Origin of the sequence: Parafrankia discariae, assembly GCF_000373365.1 — a bacterium.
GTDB lineage: Bacteria > Actinomycetota > Actinomycetes > Frankiales > Frankiaceae > Parafrankia > Parafrankia discariae.
The window spans coordinates 85,854-106,180 of sequence record NZ_KB891159.1; the positions used below are offsets into that span (position 1 = coordinate 85,854).

Below are 20,327 nucleotides of genomic sequence, written 5' to 3' on the forward strand. Positions count from 1 at the left end.
CTGTGCGCCATGAGTTCCCTACGTGACGACGCCCTGGCCTACGCCGGTCACCAGGTGCATGTCATGCGCCGCCGCGAGGTCGGGACCCTGCTCTCCTGGGCGGGCGACCTGCACGGACGGACCATGCTCGATGTCGCCGGCGGCGACGGCTACTGGGCCGGCCAGGCGGTCCGCCGCGGCGCCCGCGCCGTCAGCCTGGACCTCGCCCGCCACAAGCTGGACTTCGGCAGCCGCCTGAAGCACCGCCCGAGCCTCGTCGAGGGCGACGCGCTGCGCCTGCCGTTCGCGCCCGCCACCTTCGACGTCGTCATGTCGGTCTGCGCGATCGAGCACTTCGACGACGGCCCGGCCGCCCTCGCCGAGATGGCCCGCGTGCTGCGCCCCGGCGGCGACCTGGTGATGTCCGCGGACGCCCTGACCCGGGCCGAGCGCTGGCCGGACCTGTTCGCCAGCCACCGCGAGCGCTACCACGTGCAGCACACCTATCCGGGTGAGCAGCTCACGAAGCTGCTCGGCGACGCCGGGCTCGAGGTGGTCCGCCAGACCTACATGTTCCGGTCCGAACGGGCGGAGCGCCTCTACCTCAACCTGTCCGCCAAGGGCGGGCGCATCGGCTGGAACGCGGCCGCGGTCTTCTCCCCGCTGGTGGCCCTCTCCGACCGGCGCGCACCCGACACCACGGGCAGCGTCGTGCTGACCCACGCCCGCAGGCGGCAGCCCTGAACACCGCGGCCGTGAACGCCGCGGCCGTGAACGCCGCGGCCCGGAAGCGGACCGGAGCCGTCTCGTGAGCGCGCCCGCGCCGCCCGCGCAGAAACTGCTGGCCGCGTTCCTCACCGTCATGCTCTTCGCGCTGGTCGTCTTCGGCCTCGGGGCCGCGTTCGACTCCTTCGGGCACCGCGGCTGGGGCTACGTCGTCGGCCTCGGCTGCTGCGCCGTCATGATCATCGCCGGCCTGGTCGCGGCCCGCCGCGACCACTGACCCCACCCCCTGCCCCCCGCGCCTGCCGATGTGGGGCGGGTCGGTGAGTCCATGGACTCACCGACCCGCCCCGGTTGCTGAGGCTTGCGCGCCGCCTGTTGGGATTTTGTTGATTTGGGGCGGAGCTGGGCTGGGCGGGTGGGGTGGGGTCGGTGGGGGGCGCGGGGCGGGGGAGACTGGCGCCATGCGGGTCGGTTTCCTGGTCGAGCAGATACTGGCGCCGGTCCCCGGGGGGACCGGAAGGTACTCCGCGGAGCTCGCCGCCGCCCTGGCCCGGACCGCGGATCCCGGGGACGGTGTCGTCGGGTGGTGCGCCTTGCGGCGGGACACCTCCGCGGCGGCTCTGCCGGGTGTCCTCGGGCCGCTGCGGCTGGGCCTGCCGCGCCGGGCGCTGGCCGCGGCCTGGGCGCGCGGCACGGGCCCGACCCCGACCGGCGCGGACATCATCCACGCGCCGACCCTGCTCGTGCCCCCACCCGGCCGGCGGGGCCGGGCCGCCGGTGCGACCCGGGCCGGGCAGCGGCTGGTGGTCACCGTGCACGACGCCGTCCCGTGGACGCACCCCGAGACCCTGACGCCGCACGGCGTCCGCTGGCACCGGGAGATGGGGGAGCGGGTCGCCCGGCACGCCGACGCGGTGATCGTGCCGACCCGGGCCGTCGCGGCCGACATCCGGGAGCAACTGCCGATCGACGCGCGGCGGCTGCACGTGATCGGTGAGGGGGTCGCCGAGGCGGTGCTGCGGGTGCCGCCGGACGCGGATCACCGGGCCGCCCGGCTGGGCCTGCCCGAACGGGGGTACCTGCTCACCCTGGCCACGATGGAGCCGCGCAAGGGCCTGGACACCCTGCTCGCCGCCCTGCGTCACCCGGACGCGCCCGACCTTCCGCTGGTGCACGTCGGAGCGGCCGGCTGGGGTGATCTCGGTCCCGCCGCGACCGGGCCCGGGGGCTTCGCCGAGCTTGCCGCGTCCGGGCGGTTCCTTGGTCTCGGCCGGATCAGTGACGAAGATCTCGCCGTGGTGCTCTCCCGGGCGACCGTGCTGGTCGCGCCGAGTCGCTCCGAGGGCTTCGGCCTGCCGGTCATCGAGGCGATGGCGCACGGGGTGCCGGTGGTCGTCTCCGACACGCCGGCTCTCGTCGAGGTCGCCGGCGACGCGGCACTGGTGGCCCGGATCGGTGATCCGGCCGGCTTCGCCGAGGCGCTCGCGCGTATCGTCCAGAATCCCCGGCTACACAGTCGTTTGTCGCGTTCCGGACCGGTCCGTGCGGCGGGATATACCTGGAATGGGGCGGCGCGATCGTGCTGGGAGCTCTACCGTCGAATCAGCGGCTCCCCTGCCGTGTCCGTCGCCGACGACGGGCGGGCGTAGTGTTGCCCCCGTTGAGAAGCAAGCGGCCACACTGAATTCAGGCGGCACGTCTCGGAAGGAGCGCCGTGGGACCCCGGGTGCTCGTTGATGCGACCTCGGTTCCGGCCGACCGCGGTGGTGTCGGGCGGTATGTCGACGGGCTCGTCGCTGCTCTGGGCGCGGCCGGCGCCGACATGGCGCTGGTGTGCCAGCGATCGGACGAGGAACGCTACAGCCGGATGGCGCCGCGGGCGACCGTCCTGTCGGGCCCGGCGGCCATCGCGCACCGGCCGGCGCGGCTGGCGTGGGAGCAGACAGGCCTTCCGCTCGTCGCCGAACAGGTGAACGCGGATGTCATCCACTCGCCGCACTACACGATGCCACTACGCGCGCAGCGGCCGGTGTGCGTGACCATCCACGACGTCACGTTCTTCACCGAGCCGGAGATGCACACGGCGGTGAAGGGCACGTTCTTCCGGTCGGCGATGCGGACGGCGGTGCGCCGGGCGAGCCGCATCATCGTCCCCTCGAAGGCGACCCGCGACGAGCTCGTCCGCGTTCTCGAGGGCGAGTCGACGACGACCGACGTCGCCTATCACGGGGTGGACACGACCACGTTCCACCCGCCGACGGAGGAGGACCGGCGCCGGGTGCGGTTGCGCCTCGGCCTCGGTGACACCCGCTATGTGGCCTTCCTCGGAATGCTCGAACCGCGCAAGAACGTCCCGAACCTGATTCGCGGCTGGGCGGAGGCGGTGCACTGGCGTGACGAGCCGCCGGCGCTCGTGCTGGCCGGCGGCTCCGGCTGGGATGACGACGTCGACGCGGCCGTGGCCTCGGTGCCGAGCCACCTGCGGGTGATCCGGCCCGGCTACCTGCGCTTCTCCGACCTGCCGGGCTATCTCGGCGGTTCGGAGCTGGTCGCCTACCCGTCGCACGGCGAGGGCTTCGGCCTGCCGGTGCTGGAGGCGATGGCCTGCGGCGCCCCGGTGCTGACCACCCCGCGCCTGTCGCTGCCCGAGGTCGGCGGCGACGCGGTCGCCTACACCCAGCCCGACCCGGACTCGATCGCCCGCGAGATGAGCGCGCTGCTCGACGACGCCGAGCGCCGCGCCCAGCTCGCCGCGGCCGGGCTCGCCCGGTCCCACGAGTTCACCTGGGCGGCCTCCGCGGAGGCCCACCTGGCGAGCTACGCCCGCGCGGTGGCCGACGCCTGACGGCTCCGGCCCAGGCGCCTGACCGCCCCGGCCCGGAAGCCTGACCACCCGGCTCGCCGGGCCGGTGCGGCGGCCGGCGGCTGACGCGCTACGGTTCCCCGGTGGACAAGCCGGAGATCCGGGTCATCGTCGTCACCTTCCGCTCCGGGGAGGTCATCGGAACCTTCCTGGACTCGCTGACGAAGTCGACCACCCGCCCCTACGAGGTCGTGGTGGTCGACAACTCGCCGCAGGTGGACGTCGGCACCCGCGCCGCCGGTGAGCGGCCCGAGGTCACCCTGCTGCGCCCCGGCCGCAACCTCGGCTACGGCACCGCGGCGAACCGCGGGGCGGCCGGCGCCGGCGCCCCCTGGCTGGTCGTCGCCAACGCCGACATCGCCTTCGGGCCCGGCAGCCTCGACGAGCTGATCGCCGCCGCCGACCGCTGGCCCGGCGGCGGCGCCTTCGGCCCCGGCATCACCAACCCGGACGGCGCCCTCTACCCCTCCGCCCGCGACCTGCCGTCGCTGGGGCGCGGCATCGGCCACGCCCTGTTCGGCTGGTGCTGGCCGACGAACCCGTGGACGGCGTCCTACCGCCGCGAGCGCGGGGCCCCGCGGGAGATGACGGCCGGCTGGCTCTCCGGTTCCTGCCAGCTGCTGCGCCGGGAGGTCTTCGAGGGCGTCGGCGGCTTCGACGAGTCGTACTTCATGTTCATGGAGGACGTCGACCTGGGCCGGCGTATCGGGCTGGCCGACCGGCAGCTCGTCTACGTCCCGTCGGCGGTCGTCGAGCACCTCGGCGGGCACTCGACGAAGCGGTCGTCGCGGAAGATGGTGCTCGCCCACCACCGGAGCATGATCCGCTACCTGTGGCGGCAGTACGACCGGCCGGCCCAGCTGCCGCTGCGGGTGGCGCTCACCGTCGGCCTGGGTGCCCGGCTGCTGCTGACCCTGGCGTTCGCCCGCGACAGCGCCGGCGCGCGCGCGACCCGCTCCGCCGAACTGCTCACCTCCGCCCGCAAGCCACGCTGAGGCCGCGGTCGCGGCCGGCTCCCGCGGGACCGCCGCGGGGCCCCGCGGCCTCCGTGACCCCCGCGGGACATGAACGCCGGCCCGACGATGTGTGTCCAGCCTGTGGCCTCTCGTTGAGCATGGGGGTCACCCGGCCGGGCACACGCAACCGACTCGGACGTGCTCTGCGACACTGACGCCCCATGGACGCAGTGATGCTGGTCGGCGGGCAGGGAACCCGTCTCCGCCCGTTGACGATGTCGGCACCGAAGCCGATGTTGCCGGTCGCCGGCGTGCCGGTGACGGCCCACATGCTCGCCCGGGCCCGCGACGCGGGGATCACCCGGGTGGTCCTCGCCACCTCGTACCGGGCCGAGGTCTTCGAGGAGTACTTCGGCGACGGTTCCGGGCACGGCCTCGAACTCGAATACGTCACCGAGACCGAGCCGCTGGGCACCGGTGGCGCCATCCGTAACGTCGCCAGCCGGCTGCGCTCCGGCGCCGACGAGCCGGTGGTCATCTTCAACGGCGACATTCTCTCCGGCCTCGACATCGGCGCCCTCGTCGAGCGGCACACCACCGCCGACGCGGCCGTCACCCTCCACCTCACCAGGGTCGACGACCCGCGTGCCTTCGGTGTCGTCCCGACCGACCCGGCGGGCCGGGTCACCGCCTTCCTCGAGAAGACCCCCGATCCCCCCACCAACCTCATCAACGCCGGCTGCTACGTCTTCCGCCGCTCGGTGATCGACACCATTCCCGCCGGACGTCCGGTCTCGGTCGAACGGGAGACCTTCCCCTCCCTGCTCACCGGCGGGGTGCCGGTGGTCGGCTACCCGGACGACACCTACTGGCTCGACCTCGGGACGCCGGCGGCGTTCGTCCTCGGCTCGCGGGACCTCGTCACCGGGCGGATGCCGTCCTCGGCGCTGCCCGGGCCGATCGGGGACCGCCTCGTGCTGCCCGGGTCCACGGTGGCCACCGACGCGAAGATCGGCGGTGGCTCGACGATCGGCGCGGGCGCCTCGGTCGGCACCGGCGCGCGCATCGACGGCTCGGTGCTGTTCGACCGGGCGTCCGTGGGCGCGGGCGCGTACGTGCGCGACAGCGTCGTCGGCCGCGAGGCCGTGATCGGCAACGGGGTGGTGCTCGAGAACGTCGTCATCGGCGACGGCGCCGTCATCGAGCCGGGCAACGAGCTGCGCGCCGGGGCCCGGGTGTTCCCGGGCGCGGTGCTCGGCGCCGGCGCCGTCCGGTTCAGCTCCGACCGAGCCTGACGGCCCGGCCGGCCGACCAGGCGAGCTCCACGCACACCTGGCCGTCGTCGACGTCCGCGCTGACCGAGAGCACCCCGCCACCGGCGGTCCCCTCGGTCGGCGCGCTCTCCTCGGCCGCCTGGGTCACCGCGGCGAGCTCGGTCACCGTGGCCAGCGCGGCGGGCTCCGGCGGGGCGGAGGCCGGGTAGGTCAGGAAGAGCCGGCCGTCCCCCTCGTCGCAGAGCAGGGTGAGGACGGCGTGCCCCGCCCCCGCCGCCGGGATGGCGCGCAGCAGTCCGGGCAGCACGGCGGCGAGCCGCTCCCGCGCCCGCGCGGGAATCCGCGGCGCCTCGCCGGCCACCCGCACCTCAAGGTCCAGCCCGCGGGCCCGCGCCTCGAAGACGGGCTCGGCGAGACTGCCCAGCGCCCCGGTCGCACCCGTGACCAGCGCCCGCCGGACGGCAGTCGCGTGCCGGCCGCACCGCTCGCGCACCGCCGGGTCGCCGGGGTCGAGCAGCCCGTCGGCGACCGCCTCCAGCAGCGGCAGGACCTCCCGCTCGACTGTCGCGAGGCCGCGGGCCCGGTCCTGGCGGATCGCGGCCGCGGACCGCGCGGCCGCGGCCTGCCCGGTCTCCGCCGCCACGGCGCGGGCGACCTGGTCCGCGGTGCGCCGCAGCAGCGGGCCGCCCATCGACACCATGACCTGCATGGCGATCTGGCCGTTCGTCGCGGTCAGCAGCTGGGCGAGCGCGAGCGGGCCGGTGCCCGCGCCCCGGAGCACGAGCAGGTCGAGCACCGTCACGGTGGCGGCGATCGCCACGATCCACTCGACGAACAACCGGGACACCGCCAGCAACGCCAGCAGCAGCGGCAGGATGAGGACCGGCCAGGTGCTGATCCTGCTCGGCGGCCCGCCCGTTCCCGCGGCGGCGTCGGCGTGGGTGGGCGCGATGTTGAAGCCGACCGCCGTCGTCACCGCCAGCGCCAGCGCCATCAGGACGATCGCCTCGGCGCGGTGCAGCGGCCGGTGGTAGGCCGTCCAGGCGGCGGGCAGCACCACGAGGGCCATCGCCAGCCAGTGCAGCACGGCGGCGGGCACCGACCGGCTCGACGGCGCGACGAAGACCAGGACGACGACGGTGCAGAAGAACCAGAGCGCCGTCACGGCGGCGACCGTCCGGCGCAGGCCGGCGGCGTAGGAGTCCCGGAGCTCGGCCGCGGTGGTGCCGGCCGCAGTCGACGGGGACCCGGCCCACCGCCCGCCCGACCCGGCCCACCACCCCCGGTACCCGGCCCACCACCTTCGGGGCCGCGGGCTGGTGCCTCTGTGGTGGGCCGGCCGGTGGGCGGGTGGCCGGGCGGAGTGGCGCCCCGCCGCCCGCCCACCACCGGTCTCCCCGCGGCGTTCTCCGCCGTTCTCCCCGCCGATCCAGGTCAGCCGGGCGGTGGTCCCGCGACCGGGCTCGGAGGTGATGGTGGCCTGCCCGCCGATCTCCGCCATCCGCGCGTGCACCGACCGGGCCAGCCCGAGCCGGTCGCCGGAGACGTCGCCGGCCACGAACCCGGCCCCCTGGTCCGACACGATGACGGTGACCGCCCCGTCGGGGCGCCGCCAGCGCACCTCGAGCGCGGCGCGGTCCGTCCCGGCGTGCCGGCGCACGTTGGCGAGAAGCTCCTGGGCCGCCCCGGCCAGCGCCACCACCACCTCGTGGGGAAGATCCGTCGCGGGCAGCGCCCGGACGTCCACCCGCAGGCCGCGGGCCCGCGTGACGGCGACCACCCGCCGCATCGGCTGGGCCAGGTCGCGCGTTCCGCCGGCGGTGCCGTCCAGCATCGACCGGACGGCCTCGATCGCGTGGCGGCACTGCTCGGCGGTGAGCTGCCCGGGCCCGACCGGCGGTCCGCCCGGCTGGTCCGGTCTGCCCGGCTGGTCCGGCCTGCCGGGCCCACCTGGCCCGCTCCGTCCGCTGTGAGAGGCACCGCCGCCCCAGGCGATGCCGGTGAGCGTGTTCAGGACGGTGTCGTGCAGCACCCGCTCCCGCTCGCGCTCGTCCCGCAGCCGGGCCGCGGCGACCGCGGCCACCTCCTGCTCGGCCGCGGCCGTGGTGAGGCGGGCGTCGGCGTCCAGCGCGATCGCCCGCAGCCGGTCGACGGCCAGCCGGAAGAGCTGCGCCAGCCCGGCGAGCATCACGACCCCGACGACCGCCCGTTTCAGCGGGGTGTGGTTCCCGCCGAGGGCGGGATCGTCCAGGGTGACCTGGGCGACCACCGCGCCGCCGAGGAGCGCCGCGACCATCGCGGTGATCACGACGGCGTGGGTGCGGCGGCCGTACACCGTCGCGGCGACGAGCGCCGCGTGGGTCGCGGTGGAGAACACCCAGGTGCCGGAGCCGCCCACCGAATCCGGTGGCAGCCAGAGCACCGCGCCGGCGCTGGTGATGATCGCGAGGGCCACGTTCCCGGCGACGAGGCGGCGGGGGAGCGCCTGCCGGGCGAGGCAGACGGCCACGAAGAGGACACCCCAGGCCGCCGTGACCACGGCCGCGCCGAGCCCGACCGGATGGTCCGCGTACCAGGACCGCCACACGATGACGTAGCCGACGAGAACGGCGATATTCAGCGTACGGATGACCGCGAAAGCGCGCACCATGACCGTGTCGAGTGCATGGAGGGCGTTTGCCGGCACGTTCGCAAGTCTGGACCGCGCCGGATGCTTCTGGGACCGCTTGCGGCGAAGTGCGCGCGACTGCGCCATCCGGCGCGACCCGCCTCCGTCGGGCGACCGGCTCTCGTTGATCTCCGGCTGGACGCCGGTTGGCGAACGCCTGTCTCTCAGGGTGATGCGGTGGGCGGGGGGCCGTCCGGGGCTGAAACGGCCGGCGGGGTCGTGACCGGGGTCGCCTCGCCCGGCGGCGCGGCCGAATCGGCGGCGGGCGGCACGGCTGCCGGTGGCGCGGTCGTGGGCGGCGCGATCGCGGGCGTGGTGGTCGCCGGCGGCGCGGTCGTGGGCGGTGCGGTCGCGGGCGGCGGGGTGGATGGTGTGCCGGCGGGCGGTGCGCCGGCCGGCGTCGTCGGCGTGCCGGTGGGTGGCCCGCTGGTCGGCGGCCCGCTGGCCGGAGGTCCGGTGGTCGGCGGCGTGCTGGGCGGTGGCGGGGCGGCCGGCGGGGCGAACGACTCCGGGTGGACGTTGCGGATGCGCAGGCGCACGACCGCGGGGCAGGCCCCGTCCGCGGGCTCGGCGGTGAGGGTGAGGACGATGCTGTCGTCCGCCAGCTCGGCGGTGGCGAGGCCGGCGCCGGGGATCCGGGCCAGCAACGCGGGCGCGGCGCTCGCGGCCTCGGCCGGCACGGTTCGGCGGCTCGTGGTGATCGCGGTTCCGGTGGTCGTGTCCACCCGCGTGTCGACGGTGACGTCGACGTCCGGCCACGGCGTGCGGGTCGCGGTGAGATCGAGCGCCTCGTAGCCCGCGACATCGGGATCGAGGTCGGTGAGAGCGACGGTCAGGTCGGCCGCGCGCAGCGGCTCGCATCCCGGCGTCGGCGTCGGGCTCGGCGTCGCCGCGGGGGGTGAGGTACCCGGCGGGCTGGACGGCGCGCCGCCCTGGCCGTTCGGCGTCATCGCCACGATCGGCACGCCGTCCAGGGTCGGAGATCCGGAGCCGGCCCCGGACTCGGACCCGGAGCCTGAACCGGTTCCGGGAGCCGGCGTGGACGGCGGCAGCACCGCGGCGCCGCCCTGCCGGTAGCCGTTCAGGTAGGTCAGAACGGTGCGGACATAGGCGTCCGACGGGTTGTAGGCGAGAATCGCCGCGCGGAGCTGACCGGCGTCGGCCAGATCCCGGCCGTGGGCGCAGAGGTAGTAGCCGGCGGCCAGGGTGGCGTCGTAGATGTTGTGCGGGTCCTTGCGCCCGTCGCCGTTCCCGTCGCGGCCGGCCGTCCGCCAGGTGGTCGGGATGAACTGCATCGGCCCGACGGCGTGGTCGTAGGTCGTGTCGTCGTCCAGGGCGCCGCGGTCGCTGTCGCGGATCAGCGCGGTGCCGGCGGCGCCGTTGAGAGGCGGGCCGACGATGCGCCGGGTGACGGTGCCGTCGGCGGCGATGGGCCGCCCGGCGGCGTGCCCGGATTCGACCTTCCCGATGGCGGCGAGGAGCTCCCAGGGCAGGTGGCAGCCTGGTTCGTCCTCGGCGAGCCGGTCGGCCGCCTCCTTGTAGGCGGCCAGCAGCCGGGCGGGGACGCCCCGCGCCGCGGCGGTCAGGGTGATCGTCGTATGGGTGCCGCCCGGGTCGGCGGTCGCGTCCTCGGCGAGCGACTGCGAGGTGAGGGCGGTCGGATCGGGCGTCGCGGTCGGACCGTTGGGGACCAGCTCGGGCATGGCCCAGTCGCCCGGGTGGACCGGCTGGGGAGCGGTGGTGCCGAGCTGGTCACGGTCGCCGCCGTCGTCGTCGTCGCGGGGTGCCCCCGCGGCGCAGAACAACATCAGGGCGGTCGCGAGCACGGTCGGCAGCACCGTCATGCGGACCACGCCCGACCGTCGGCTCCGGTGTGCCGGTGCCTGCCGCGCCGGCCTGGCGTGCCGGGCACCACGGGGGCTGGCGCCGGGGGGTCTGGCGGGGGGCGGGGGGCGCCGGTGCCGGGCCGTCCCGCCGCTCGGGCCGCCCTGCGCCGCCGGTGTCGCAGCCGGGCCCGAAACAACAGCCGGTAACACCGCGGTCCGAACTTCAGGAATACTCGCGCCGGTTGCCGGGACCGCCTTCCCCAACGGTCGATGACGGCCGGTGTCCTGCCGGGAGGCGCGTGGCTTTCCGTGCGCGTTGAACTGAACCTGCTGGCTCAATGATTCGCGTACAGAGGGAGGACCGGTCGTGGATTCACTAGGTCGGCGATGACGGCTCACCGGCACGCTGCTCCTGGGCTCGGAGGCGCCCGACGGACAGTGCTCCACCTACCGGACGCGGGGGCGCGTGTGACAAAACTACCTGTTCAGGACCCATAAGCCTGGTCCGGTGAAGGCGAAATCTCGCCGACCACCGGGCCAGGCAGGGCGCCGTGCGGCTGTGACGGAAGCCGTACGGCTGCTCGAGGGCCACGGACCGGTAGACGAGACCGGCCCGGAGCGGGCTGCCGGCTCTCTAGATCATCACTCTCCGTGAGAAATCCTGGTGCACTCGCGGCGGTTGATTGTCAACCGGGAGCCACGGTCTTCGCTACGGCGATGCGTTGCGAAACAGGACTGTGACAGAAAGTCCGGACTGTCCGCTACCGAAACGGGAGGGTTCGGCCTCGACTGTTGTCTTGATAACAGTCGGAGGGAAAGGGTTGGCTGGATGGATCGTCCGTGTATCGGCAGGGCGATCACGCAACATCGATCATCGGTGGGGTGACGGTCGAACGTCATCTCGGGCTGGCCGGTCGGCCGGGTCGGGGTGCGGTGTGGTGCGGCGCGGTGTCGCGTGGGCAAGCGCACGAGCGTGGAGTACCCGGGTCGACCACCAGCCGTCAATCCTCCTACCCGGAGGTATCTGATCCTGTACTGAAGGCTTGGCGGGGCGGCAAAGGCTGTGCAATGCTGCGCTCCGCAAACATTCAGACACCGGATTCCGGCTCTGCTGGCTCCCGGCCGACGGACCATGTTTCGGAGCCCACCGGAACGCGGTCCGTGTCGCCCGTCCAGCCCACAGGGCGGTGGCTCGATCGGGATTCCCGTCACCCGACGTAGTTCGCATTGCCCGTGATCTCTGCTGCGCCCGTTCCCGCGGGCGCAGGTCACCGGCGTGGTTTCCGCCGGCCGCTTTTCCCGACCCGTCGCGTCGACCGCCCGCGCCCGCGTTCCGTCCTCCCGCCGTCTCCCGTCCCACACCCGTCCCCTGATGCGTGCCGCCTGCCGGGTTCCCCTCCCGGCGGGCGGTTACGGCGCCGCCGCCTGCCCGTTTTCAGCGGCGCCGTAACCGGCCGGGGCCATCGAGCCCGCCGTCCCGGCCGCGGTCGACAGGACCGTCCCCGACCTGCCGGGCGCGGTGCCGACCACGCCGGGTCTGGGCGATGTGCGTCTCACCGACCGCGGGCCTCGCTGGCCCCGTCCGCGCCGCCTACGCCGCCCGAGCCCGCCAGCGGTCCACCCGCCGCGGCGCGGCCCGGCGGGGCGCTCCGCGCGGAGTTCGGGGAGTCCCGGATCGTCAAACCCGATCCGGGCCCCGGGCGCCGTGGCGGCAAACCCCAGGCGGGACGCACGGAGATCGTGCAGGAACGCACGGAGAGCACCCGTGAGTTCCACAACCCCGACGGAACGTTCACCACCGAGTCGACGATGGGCCCCGTCCGGTTCCAGGACGAGAAGGACGCCTGGGTCGACATCGACACGTCCCTGGAGCAGGCGGAACCGGGCCGGCTTCGCGCGGCCGAGACCGAACACCCGGTCGAAGTCGCGCAGACGGCGACGGACCCTGAACTGGGGCGCGTCGAGCTCGGCGACGGCATGTCGGTGTCGTTCTCACTGGCCGACTCCGCGTCCGCCACGGCCCGGGTCGACGGCTCGAAGGCGACGTTCACCGGCGTGCGCGAGTCGGCCGACCTGGAGCTCGGCCCCTACCCGGATGGCCTGAAGGAGATCATCGTCCTCCGCTCGCCGGAGGCACCGACCACGTGGGAGCTCCCGCTAGCGCTGGAGGGCCTGACCGCCAGGGTCGACGACCGTCAGGTCGTCCTGGCGGACACGGCCGGTGAGCCGCGCGCCGTGATCCCACCGGGGTGGATGGAGGACTCCCGCACCGAGGGCGGCACGCCCGCCACCTCCAGCGGCGTGACCTACGCCCTGACCGAAAGCGAGGACGGCGCCCAGATCCTTCGGGTGGACCTCGACCGGGAATGGCTGTCGGACCCCGCCCGCGTCTTCCCCGTCAAGGTGGACCCCACCTTCAACATCGTGGGCCAGAATGTACGGGCCCAGACCGACGACACCTACTAATGGGAAACTAAGTTATCGGAATGTTGATGTAGGTCAAGTCTGGAGATCGGAAGAACCCTCGGATGGCCTCTGGCGTAGCCAGGAGGCGAGCGAACGCTTTCTTGACGCTGTCGCGTAGCTCGTCGACGGCACGGGCGGCGACTTTTCCGGCGTTGTCGTTCTTCACGTTCTTCCAGACCCACTAGTCGGGGTTAAGTTCTGGCGATTAGGGCGGGAGCAGGAAGATCTTGAGTCGGCCTTCGGTCGACGCCACGTATTCCCGTGTGGCGGCGGACTTGTGGGCGCTGTGCCCGTCGACGATGAGAAAGACGGTGCCATCGATGTCATGGAGGAGCTGCTGGCAGAACTCGATGAACGTCGCGGAGGTGGTCGTGCCGTCCACGAGCGAGAAGTGGAGCTTCCCCTGCGCGGAGATCGCTGAGATCATGTTCACGGTCTTGCGGTTACCGGTGCCACGCACGATCGGGGTCTGACCGACTGGCGCCCAGGTGGTACCGGAGTGGAAGTCCGTCCGGACCGACGCCTCATCTCCGAAGAAGATCGACGCTCCCGTGGCCTGCGCTTCCGCGTGGATCTTCGGGTAGTCGACCTGCTTCCAGCGTGCGGCGAGCTCGTGGTCCTGCTCCCAGGCTCGCGTCAACGGGCGTTGTGGCGACAGCCCCATCCGGCGCAGCAGCTTGCCGACGCCCTGGGCGGTGTACTCGACCCCGAACTCCCGACGGATCAGCTCCCGCACCATCTCCCGGGTCCACAGCGCGAAGTCGAACTGCATCTGTCGCGGATCCCGACCAACGATCAGCTTCCACAGCTGTGTTGTCTGCTCCTCCGGGAGTCGCGGTGGACGCCCGGACGCGACCTTCACCTTCAGCGCCTCGGGCCCACCCTCGTTCCGCGCCTGCAACCAGCTGTACACCGTGGAAACGCCAGCCCCGAAAGCCAGCGCCGCATCCCTCGGATGCATGCCCTTGTCCACCGCGCTCAACGCGAGCAGTCGGACATCTTCCAGATTGCGTCGCGGAATACGAGAACCGGACCCCTGATCCATGAGTAAATTATCTCATGCCATTCCCGGCGACCTGACGTCGGTCAGTCAACATTCCGATAACTTAGTTTCTCATTAGTATACGGTCAGGGTTGTATCGGTGAAGGCGGCTCGTGCCTCGCGAGTAGGTCGATTGCTAGTCGTGGTAGTCACTGGTCTCTTCCTCGCGAAGTCAGGGTGCGGCGGTCAGTGGACCGCCGCGGTCATGAGTCCGGTGACCGGCAAGGGGGAGCCGGTCTCGTCGGCGAAACCGATGAAGCAGGTGGCGAGGCGGCTTCTCGCGCGCCAGCTTTCCGGCGAGATGACGCCCCATCGCGGTTCCACGAGCGCGCCACCGAAGCGGCCGACCTCCAGGTATGGAGCGGCGAGGTCGCCGCATCGCGTTCCGAGTGCCTCGCGGAGCCAGTCCTCGGACGGCACGCCGCCGCCCGGGGGCTCCGGCGCGCGGACCACTCCCACGCTCTGCGTGTGATGGGGGGTGTCGCAGGGAGTCTCGACGAGGCCGCCTTCGCCGGCATGGCGAAGGCAGGTTCCAGCCGCGAACGTCCTGGCCTGGTCGGCGCCGCGGGCGTCTCCTTCGAACGGGCGGAACGCGGGCGGATCGGATGCGGTCATGCCCGCGGTGATTCCACAGGTGACCGTGCGCTGGCCGATGTCCCAGCCGGGCTCCTGTGGACGGATCATGCCGGCGGAGAATCGTCCGGCGGGATCGAGCGGATGACCCAGGAATTCCTCGATCAGGGGTAGGCAGTACTTGTCGGTGATGGCCTGCCATCGTTCGGGGGTGGGATAGGCACCGTCGCCCGGCTGGTCCGGCCGAATGTCTGCGTCGCCGACCGCCTCGAAGTAGTGGACACCCGCACAGGGAACGTCGGTGGTCGAGGTCGAGTCGACGTGCTGTCGCCAGGAGTAGCAACGGCCGGGCTGGTAGGTCTCCTGCGCGAACTCGACGACGGCGTCGGCGGCCGGGGACGCCGTCGGCGACCCATCGACAGGGCCGACGGTTGCTGCGACGGTCTGGTCCGGATCGCCGGACTCGCGGTCAGCGGCGCGGTCGCCGAGCAGCGCGACCAGCCCGTAGATCACGGCGCCGAGGAGAACAGCGTTGATCGCGATGGTCGTGAGATGGTCGCGCCATTCGGCTGCCCGCACCCGTCGGAGCCGGCGGGCGAGCCGGGCGGCTCGGTTGCCCACTGAGGTGGACCTTTCGTGGTTGTTACTTTCGGGCACGCCGGTTACTCCCTCGGACACACAGAATCAAAATGCGCCGCGACTGGCCGTGGACGTCCACAACAGCCCCGGATACTCAGATCAAAGCGACGGTTCGCGCCTCGCCTACGTGGTGAACGTTCCCGAGCTGTCCGTGGGGCTGAGCGGACCGGTGGTCTCTACTTCATTTCCTGCCTGGTCAATGAAGCTGACCGTGCAGCTGGTGGATCGTGTTCCCGCGAGCCAGCTCTCGGGATGGATCAGGTGCCAGCCGCCTCGGGCTGTGGCGCCGTCGAAGTGCTGCGCGAGATAGGGGGCTGTCTGGGGCGCGCAGGCGGCCTGCACGAGGTCCTTGAACACATCGGACGAGGGTGGGGCGCCGTCGGCGGTGTCGGCCAGGGTGATCGTGCCGACCGTCTGCGCGTGGTGCGGCTCCTGGCAGGAGACCCGCTCCTGGCTGCCGTCGGTCGTGTTGCGGAAGCAGGTACCCGGCGGGTAGTTCATGGCCTGGTCCGCGCCTCGAACGCTGCCCGAGAAGGTGCTCATGAGCCATGGCGTGTCGGCTGGGGCGTCACTCCGAAGGCTCAGTCCACAGACGACGTCTCTGTCGCCGGTCTCCCATTCCGGCCGTCGCGGATGGATGGTGCCTGCCGCGAAGCGCCCGAAGGGGTCGAGCGGGTGGCCGAGGTACGGCGTGACCAGCGGGCCGCAATGGCGCGCTTCGAGGTCGTTCCACTGGGAGATCGACGGGTACGGGGCGTCCCGCGGGTAGGCGGGGCTCAGGTCGAGCGGGCCGACGACTTCGAAAAGATGTGGTTCGGCGCAGGGGACGTCGTCGACGGGGACGTCCGTGCTCACCTGCGGCCAGCTGTAGCAACGCCCGGACTTCCAGTCCCACCGACGTAGATCCGGACCGTGGTCGTCGAATGCGTCGGGGTCGGTGGCCGGATCGCCGGGGGAGGAACCGGACGAGTCGGGCCCGTCGGCGGAAACAGTGGTCGGCGGCGCATTGTTGATCTTCGACATGACGAACGGGTACACCACACTGCCGAGCAGGACGAGGCTGATCAGCGCCAGGACGATCCGGCCGCGCGACCCTGTTCGGGGCGCGGCGTCCGGGAACGGCCGGGTGGATCGCAGTCGTGACCGCCGGGCTCGTGAATGCGGCCGCCAGGCGGTCCTTCCGTCCTCGACCGGTCCGAAGCGCGCGATGGCGGCCCTGGTGCGGGCGGGCGCCTCGTATCTGGTGGCCCCGGCGACGAAGCTCTCGTCGAGGACGAGGCCGGCGAACGGGTCCGCCTGGTCGACGTCGTTCTTGTCGCGGTCGTCGCCGCCGCTGCCGCGGTTGTCGCTGTCGTCGTTCTTCGGCGCGGGCGGCGCACTGTCCCCGGGCATGCCGGCGTCTCCTCGGGAGCTGGGATTCTCGGTGGTTTCGTGATCAGAGGAGCGGGAGGCGTCGCGACTGGTGGCCGACGACCGCAACGATCACCGTCGTCCAGATCGGCTGATGCCCAACGCGATGATCTGAGTACTGGTGGCCGTGCAGCAGGCCATATTAGGGCAGGATGCGAAGGAGTCCCCACTCGGGTTCGTCCCGTCCGGGCTCTGTGGGGCGGATGGCCTGCTTTCTCTTTGTGTGGGCAATAGTTGAGAGTGTCCAGGGTCCAAAGACCTCTGCTCTCGGTTACCCGCGAGCACCCCCTGGAACGGCACCGACTAATCTGCTGAGCTTTCCGTTCTCTTCGTGCGGATCACCGCTGGAAGTCGGAAGCCGCCGTTCACGGGGTAGCTGACCAGGTGACTCCTGGCACGGAGAAAGGGTGCAGGTGCAGGTGTCCTCCTTCGGCGCGTCCCCGAGACAGGCCGATTCGCTCGCGCAACGCTCGCCCAGATCGTGCTCGCCCACTTCTCGCTCACTTCTCGCCGGCTCGGCCGAGGCCGCGCCGGGCTCATCGCCGCGGGGCTTGGGCTTGTCGGGCTCGCGTTGAGCGGCTGTCAGCCCGCGCCGGGCGGCCCCGGTGGCCCGGCACCGACCAGCGCACCGCCGGTCACGGCGACTCCGGTGTCTCCGGAGACACCGACTCCGACCACGCCACCCGCCACGGCGACACCGACCCCCGGGGATTTTGAGCCCACACCGAGTGGCGACCCCACCTCGACACCCACAGCGCCGGCGGGCGAACGCCTCAGCCCGATGGGGATGATCACCCTGGTCCAGGAACACGAGGGTGAACCGGTATCAGTTCGCATCGCGCTGAGCATGGTCGGTTCGCGCCGCCCGACCATGTCCGGGACGGTCGAGATCGTCATCAACGACACCCTCCGCGACACCGTGACGTTGAAGCCCGGCCCCGGCTCCGCCACGGGCGAATGGGTGGTCCGGCTCGAACCCGGCGTCCAGCGCATGTCCGCCACCTACAGCGGCGACGAGTTCTACTAGCCGATCAGTTTCAAGGGCGGGACGACGATCCGGAACGGCCGGATCGAGGTCACGCCACCGGACCGGATCGTGGCCGGGCAGCCCTACACCGTCCGGGTGCGGATCGTCCCGATCAACGGAGCCACCGGAACACCGGCCGGCACAGTGGTCATCTCCCACGGATTCTGGCCCGACCAGGCGACGGTCACCCTGGACGAGAACGGAAGCGCCTCCGCCACCATCACGGCGTCGTTTCCCTCGGGAAACGTGCCGTCCGCACTCATGATGTACGTCGAGTACCAGGGTGACGGCACCTTCCTGCCGACCACGTGGACCGCCGTGCCCGCCATTCCGTACTCACTGCCGGACGCCGACCCGGCAGAGGGGCCGGAGACAGCTTCGACGGCTGCCGGCGGGGCCTGAGCGGTCAGCGGGATCGATCACGGCGGGGCGGTGGGCGCGAGCTTTCGTGGCCGTGCCCACTGCCCCGGAATCTCCCAGGCGCCGGCTCGCCCGTCGTCACGTCCGCGCCTGGTCGGCTCCGCGGACCTGTCCTTCCAGGTCGGGCACCTCGTTCGGCGCCTCGGGCGCGGGGCGGAGCGACAGTCCGCAGACGATGTCCCGCTCGCCGGTGTTCCACTCGCGTTCCCCGGGGCGCAGGATGTTCATCGCGAAGCGCCCGGCCGGGTCGAGTCCGTAGCCGAGATACGCGGTGACGAGCGGTTCGCAGTGCCATTCGCCGAGCGCGTGCCACTGCGCGGGTGACGGGTACGGCTCCCCGCCGGGGTACGTGGATCCGACGTCGAGCGGGCCCACTACCTCGAACAGATGCCGATCGGCACAGGGGACGTCGTCGACCGCGCTCCCGGCGTCCGGCTGGAGCCAGGTGTAACAGTGGCCGGCCGTCCAGTCCCGTCGGTGGAGATCCGGTAGGGATTCCCCGGCGACGGCAGCAGCGGCGGCGTCGCGGCCGGAGCCGCTCCCGGCCGCGGGTGGCGGGCCCGACGAGAGCGTGGTGGACGGTGGACTGTCGCCGGCCGAGGCCACGAACCCGTAGACGGTGGTCGCGAACAGGACGACGCTGAGCAGCGCCAACACGATCCGCGCCCGGGACCGCGCCCGGGACCGCGGCGGGGGCGAGATCTCCGGGAACGGCCGGAACGTCCGCCGGTGGGTCAGCGGCTGGCCGGAGGTACCACCAGCCCGCCTCGGCCGGTCCGCGCCGTACGAGCGCCAGGGCGTCGTGCTGTCCTCGAGGAGCCCGAAGCGGGCGAGGGCGGCTCTCGTCCGGGTCGGGGCCTCGTACCGGGTGGCTCCGGCGATGAAGGCCTCGTCGAGGACGAGGTCGGCGAACGGGTCGCCGAACGGGCCGGCGGCGGACATCGGGTCAGGTCCGTCGCCGTTCGGGGTGGGTGCGCTGTCTCCGGGCATGCCGGCGTCTCCTTGGAACATGGGATCTTCGGTGGAGTCGGTGCCGCGCTCAGATGACCGGCGCGGTGATGCTCCCGGTGACCGGTACCGGGGAGCCGGCTTCGTCGGTGAATCCGACGAAGCAGGTCGTGCGGCGGGTACCAGTCCGCCAGCTCTCCGGTCCGATGCGACTCCATTGCGCGTTCACGAGCGCATCCCCGAAATGCCCGACCTCGAGATGCGGGGCGGCGAGCTCCGCGCACCGCGGGCCGAGCCGCGCGTCGAGCCACGTGTCGGACGGCGGGGCTCCGTCGTCGGTCTCCGGCGCGGTGAGCGGTCCTACGCTTTCCGCGTGATGCGGGGCGCCACAGGGGACCTCGCCGAACAGGCCGTCGTTCTCGCGGCGCAGGCAGGGGCCGGTGGGGTACACGAAGGACTGGTCGGCGCCGTGGGCGCCGCCTTCGAACGGGACGAATTCCGGCGGGTCGGACCTCGTGCCGGCGGAGATGCCGCAGGAGATCGCGCGCTGGTTCGTCTTCCAGGCGTTTTCGAGGGGCCGCATCAGGCCGGGCCGGAAGCGCCCGTCAGGGTCGAGCCGGTACCCCAGGTAGCGCTCGATCATGGGTATGCAGTACCGGGTCGAGACGGCCTCCCACTGGGCCGGGGTGGGATAGGCGGCACCCGCCGGGTAATCATCCCGGATGTTGGTGGCGCCGACGGCCTCGAAATGGTGGACGTCTTCGCATGGAACGTCGTGGACCAGTGGTGAGGTGCCGCCCCGCGGCCAGGAGTAACACCGGCCGGGCAGATAGTCCCACTGCGGGAACCCGACGGACGCCCCGGAGCCCGCCGGAGGCACGGGCGCGAACCCGGCCGCGGACGGGCCGGCGTCGTTCGGGCCGGTGGACCCGCCGCCGGCGGAGTGATCGGCGCGGAGCTCGGTCACGCCGTGGAGAACGGCGCCGAGGAGAACCAGGTTGGCGATGACGGCGATCACCTGGCCGCGCCGGCCGATCGCTCGCAGCCGGGCCCGCATGGTCCTGCGGGTGACCGCGCGGGCGTCGGGGCGCCCTCGCCGGCCCCAGGTCTCTCGTTCCGAACGACGGTCCTCAAGACCGCCGTAGTTTCCGGGCACGCCGACTGCCCCCTCGGGCACGCAGGATCAGGACGCGTCGCGAGTGGTCGCCGACGTCCGCGACAGCCGACGGTCAGTAGATCAATATGCGCGCAACGCGATGATCTGGCTACCGAGGGATGTGCAGCCGGCCATATTAGGGCTAGCTGTGAAGAAGTTGTCAGCTGGGTCGGGTCGGCGGCGTGCCGAAAAGCCCGGCCGCTGGAGCACCGTGACGGAAGGCGATGGCGTGCCGCGCGCGCCCGATCCGTCCTGCCACGTCAGGGTTCCGGGGGCCCGGACGACGGCCAGCCGGCCGCGGGCGACGTCGTTACCGACAGTCGTCGCCCGCGGCCGGCTGGCCCAGGTCCACCT

16 protein-coding genes are annotated in these 20,327 nt (G+C 72.6%); 9 read left to right on the forward strand and 7 right to left on the reverse strand.

Annotated elements, in window-relative coordinates; genetic code table 11:
• Positions 1-9: 9 nt before the first annotated feature.
• The 6 genes from B056_RS0108750 (at position 10) to manB (ending at position 5,819) form a co-directional block, all read left to right on the forward strand.
• On the forward strand, positions 10-723 hold the full coding sequence (locus B056_RS0108750) for a class I SAM-dependent methyltransferase (protein WP_018501496.1): 714 nt from the start codon (positions 10-12) through the stop codon (positions 721-723).
• 64 nt (positions 724-787) lie between these two features.
• Positions 788-982, forward strand: a complete 195-nt coding sequence (locus tag B056_RS0108755) for a hypothetical protein (RefSeq protein WP_018501497.1) — start codon at positions 788-790, stop codon at positions 980-982.
• Positions 983-1,166: 184 nt separating this feature from the next.
• The gene (locus tag B056_RS0108760; RefSeq protein WP_018501498.1) at positions 1,167-2,354 is read left to right on the forward strand and encodes a glycosyltransferase family 4 protein; all 1,188 of its coding nucleotides are present in this window, start codon (positions 1,167-1,169) and stop codon (positions 2,352-2,354) included.
• 65 nt (positions 2,355-2,419) lie between these two features.
• The gene (locus B056_RS0108765) at positions 2,420-3,550 is read left to right on the forward strand and encodes a glycosyltransferase family 4 protein (RefSeq protein ID WP_020463323.1); all 1,131 of its coding nucleotides are present in this window, start codon (positions 2,420-2,422) and stop codon (positions 3,548-3,550) included.
• A gap of 101 nt (positions 3,551-3,651) precedes the next feature.
• On the forward strand, positions 3,652-4,563 hold the full coding sequence (locus tag B056_RS0108770) for a glycosyltransferase (RefSeq protein ID WP_018501500.1): 912 nt from the start codon (positions 3,652-3,654) through the stop codon (positions 4,561-4,563).
• 182 nt (positions 4,564-4,745) lie between these two features.
• Positions 4,746-5,819, forward strand: coding sequence for a mannose-1-phosphate guanylyltransferase (gene manB, locus B056_RS0108775; protein ID WP_018501501.1), 1,074 nt, complete (start codon positions 4,746-4,748; stop codon positions 5,817-5,819).
• On the opposite strand, the gene B056_RS0108780 is transcribed toward manB, so the two are convergent.
• Both B056_RS0108780 and B056_RS44250 read right to left on the reverse strand, forming a co-directional pair.
• On the reverse strand, positions 5,800-8,484 hold the full coding sequence (locus B056_RS0108780; protein ID WP_026239485.1) for a sensor histidine kinase: 2,685 nt from the start codon (positions 8,482-8,484) through the stop codon (positions 5,800-5,802). The two genes, manB and B056_RS0108780, sit on opposite strands and share 20 nt — an antisense overlap.
• A 146-nt stretch (positions 8,485-8,630) precedes the next feature.
• Entirely contained in the window at positions 8,631-10,310 is a 1,680-nt protein-coding gene (locus B056_RS44250) for a lytic transglycosylase domain-containing protein (protein ID WP_018501503.1), read from the reverse strand.
• A gap of 1,722 nt (positions 10,311-12,032) precedes the next feature.
• Here B056_RS44250 and B056_RS0108795 point away from each other — a divergent pair.
• A complete protein-coding gene (locus B056_RS0108795) occupies positions 12,033-12,758 on the forward strand; it encodes a hypothetical protein (RefSeq protein WP_018501505.1) in 726 nt (241 codons plus the stop codon).
• Positions 12,759-12,963: 205 nt separating this feature from the next.
• On the opposite strand, the gene B056_RS35875 is transcribed toward B056_RS0108795, so the two are convergent.
• From B056_RS35875 to B056_RS0108810, 3 genes are all read right to left on the reverse strand, one after another.
• Positions 12,964-13,803, reverse strand: a complete 840-nt coding sequence (locus tag B056_RS35875) for an IS630 family transposase (RefSeq protein WP_084647117.1) — start codon at positions 13,801-13,803, stop codon at positions 12,964-12,966.
• A 183-nt stretch (positions 13,804-13,986) separates the two neighbouring features.
• The gene (locus B056_RS0108805; RefSeq protein ID WP_018501507.1) at positions 13,987-14,994 is read right to left on the reverse strand and encodes a septum formation family protein; all 1,008 of its coding nucleotides are present in this window, start codon (positions 14,992-14,994) and stop codon (positions 13,987-13,989) included.
• Positions 14,995-15,135: 141 nt separating this feature from the next.
• Positions 15,136-16,404, reverse strand: coding sequence for a septum formation family protein (locus B056_RS0108810; protein ID WP_018501508.1), 1,269 nt, complete (start codon positions 16,402-16,404; stop codon positions 15,136-15,138).
• A gap of 805 nt (positions 16,405-17,209) precedes the next feature.
• On the opposite strand from B056_RS0108810, the gene B056_RS0108820 reads away from it, so the two are divergent.
• Positions 17,210-17,449 carry an Ig-like domain-containing protein gene (locus tag B056_RS0108820; protein WP_018501510.1) on the forward strand — a complete coding sequence of 80 codons (240 nt, stop codon included), beginning with the start codon at positions 17,210-17,212 and terminating at the stop codon, positions 17,447-17,449.
• A 69-nt stretch (positions 17,450-17,518) separates the two neighbouring features.
• Positions 17,519-17,851 (forward strand): Ig-like domain repeat protein, encoded by a 333-nt coding sequence (locus B056_RS0108825; protein ID WP_018501511.1) that lies wholly within the window; start codon positions 17,519-17,521, stop codon positions 17,849-17,851.
• A gap of 96 nt (positions 17,852-17,947) precedes the next feature.
• On the opposite strand, the gene B056_RS35880 is transcribed toward B056_RS0108825, so the two are convergent.
• On the reverse strand, positions 17,948-18,859 hold the full coding sequence (locus B056_RS35880) for a septum formation family protein (RefSeq protein ID WP_084647118.1): 912 nt from the start codon (positions 18,857-18,859) through the stop codon (positions 17,948-17,950).
• A gap of 49 nt (positions 18,860-18,908) precedes the next feature.
• Positions 18,909-19,973, reverse strand: a complete 1,065-nt coding sequence (locus tag B056_RS0108835) for a septum formation family protein (RefSeq protein WP_154676928.1) — start codon at positions 19,971-19,973, stop codon at positions 18,909-18,911.
• Positions 19,974-20,327: the final 354 nt, after the last annotated feature.

What these genes read in the sequence shown, in the direction of transcription:
- B056_RS35875 (WP_084647117.1), bottom strand. Translation starts at nt 13,803, where the DNA reads ATGGATCAGGGGTCCGGTTCTCGTATTCCGCGACGCAATCTGGAAGAT.
- B056_RS44250 (WP_018501503.1), bottom strand. Translation starts at nt 10,310, where the DNA reads ATGACGGTGCTGCCGACCGTGCTCGCGACCGCCCTGATGTTGTTCTGC.
- B056_RS35880 (WP_084647118.1), bottom strand. Translation starts at nt 18,859, where the DNA reads ATGCCCGGAGACAGCGCACCCACCCCGAACGGCGACGGACCTGACCCG.
- B056_RS0108810 (WP_018501508.1), bottom strand. Translation starts at nt 16,404, where the DNA reads ATGCCCGGGGACAGTGCGCCGCCCGCGCCGAAGAACGACGACAGCGAC.
- manB (WP_018501501.1), top strand. Translation starts at nt 4,746, where the DNA reads ATGGACGCAGTGATGCTGGTCGGCGGGCAGGGAACCCGTCTCCGCCCG.
- B056_RS0108820 (WP_018501510.1), top strand. Translation starts at nt 17,210, where the DNA reads ATGATCACCCTGGTCCAGGAACACGAGGGTGAACCGGTATCAGTTCGC.
- B056_RS0108760 (WP_018501498.1), top strand. Translation starts at nt 1,167, where the DNA reads ATGCGGGTCGGTTTCCTGGTCGAGCAGATACTGGCGCCGGTCCCCGGG.
- B056_RS0108750 (WP_018501496.1), top strand. Translation starts at nt 10, where the DNA reads ATGAGTTCCCTACGTGACGACGCCCTGGCCTACGCCGGTCACCAGGTG.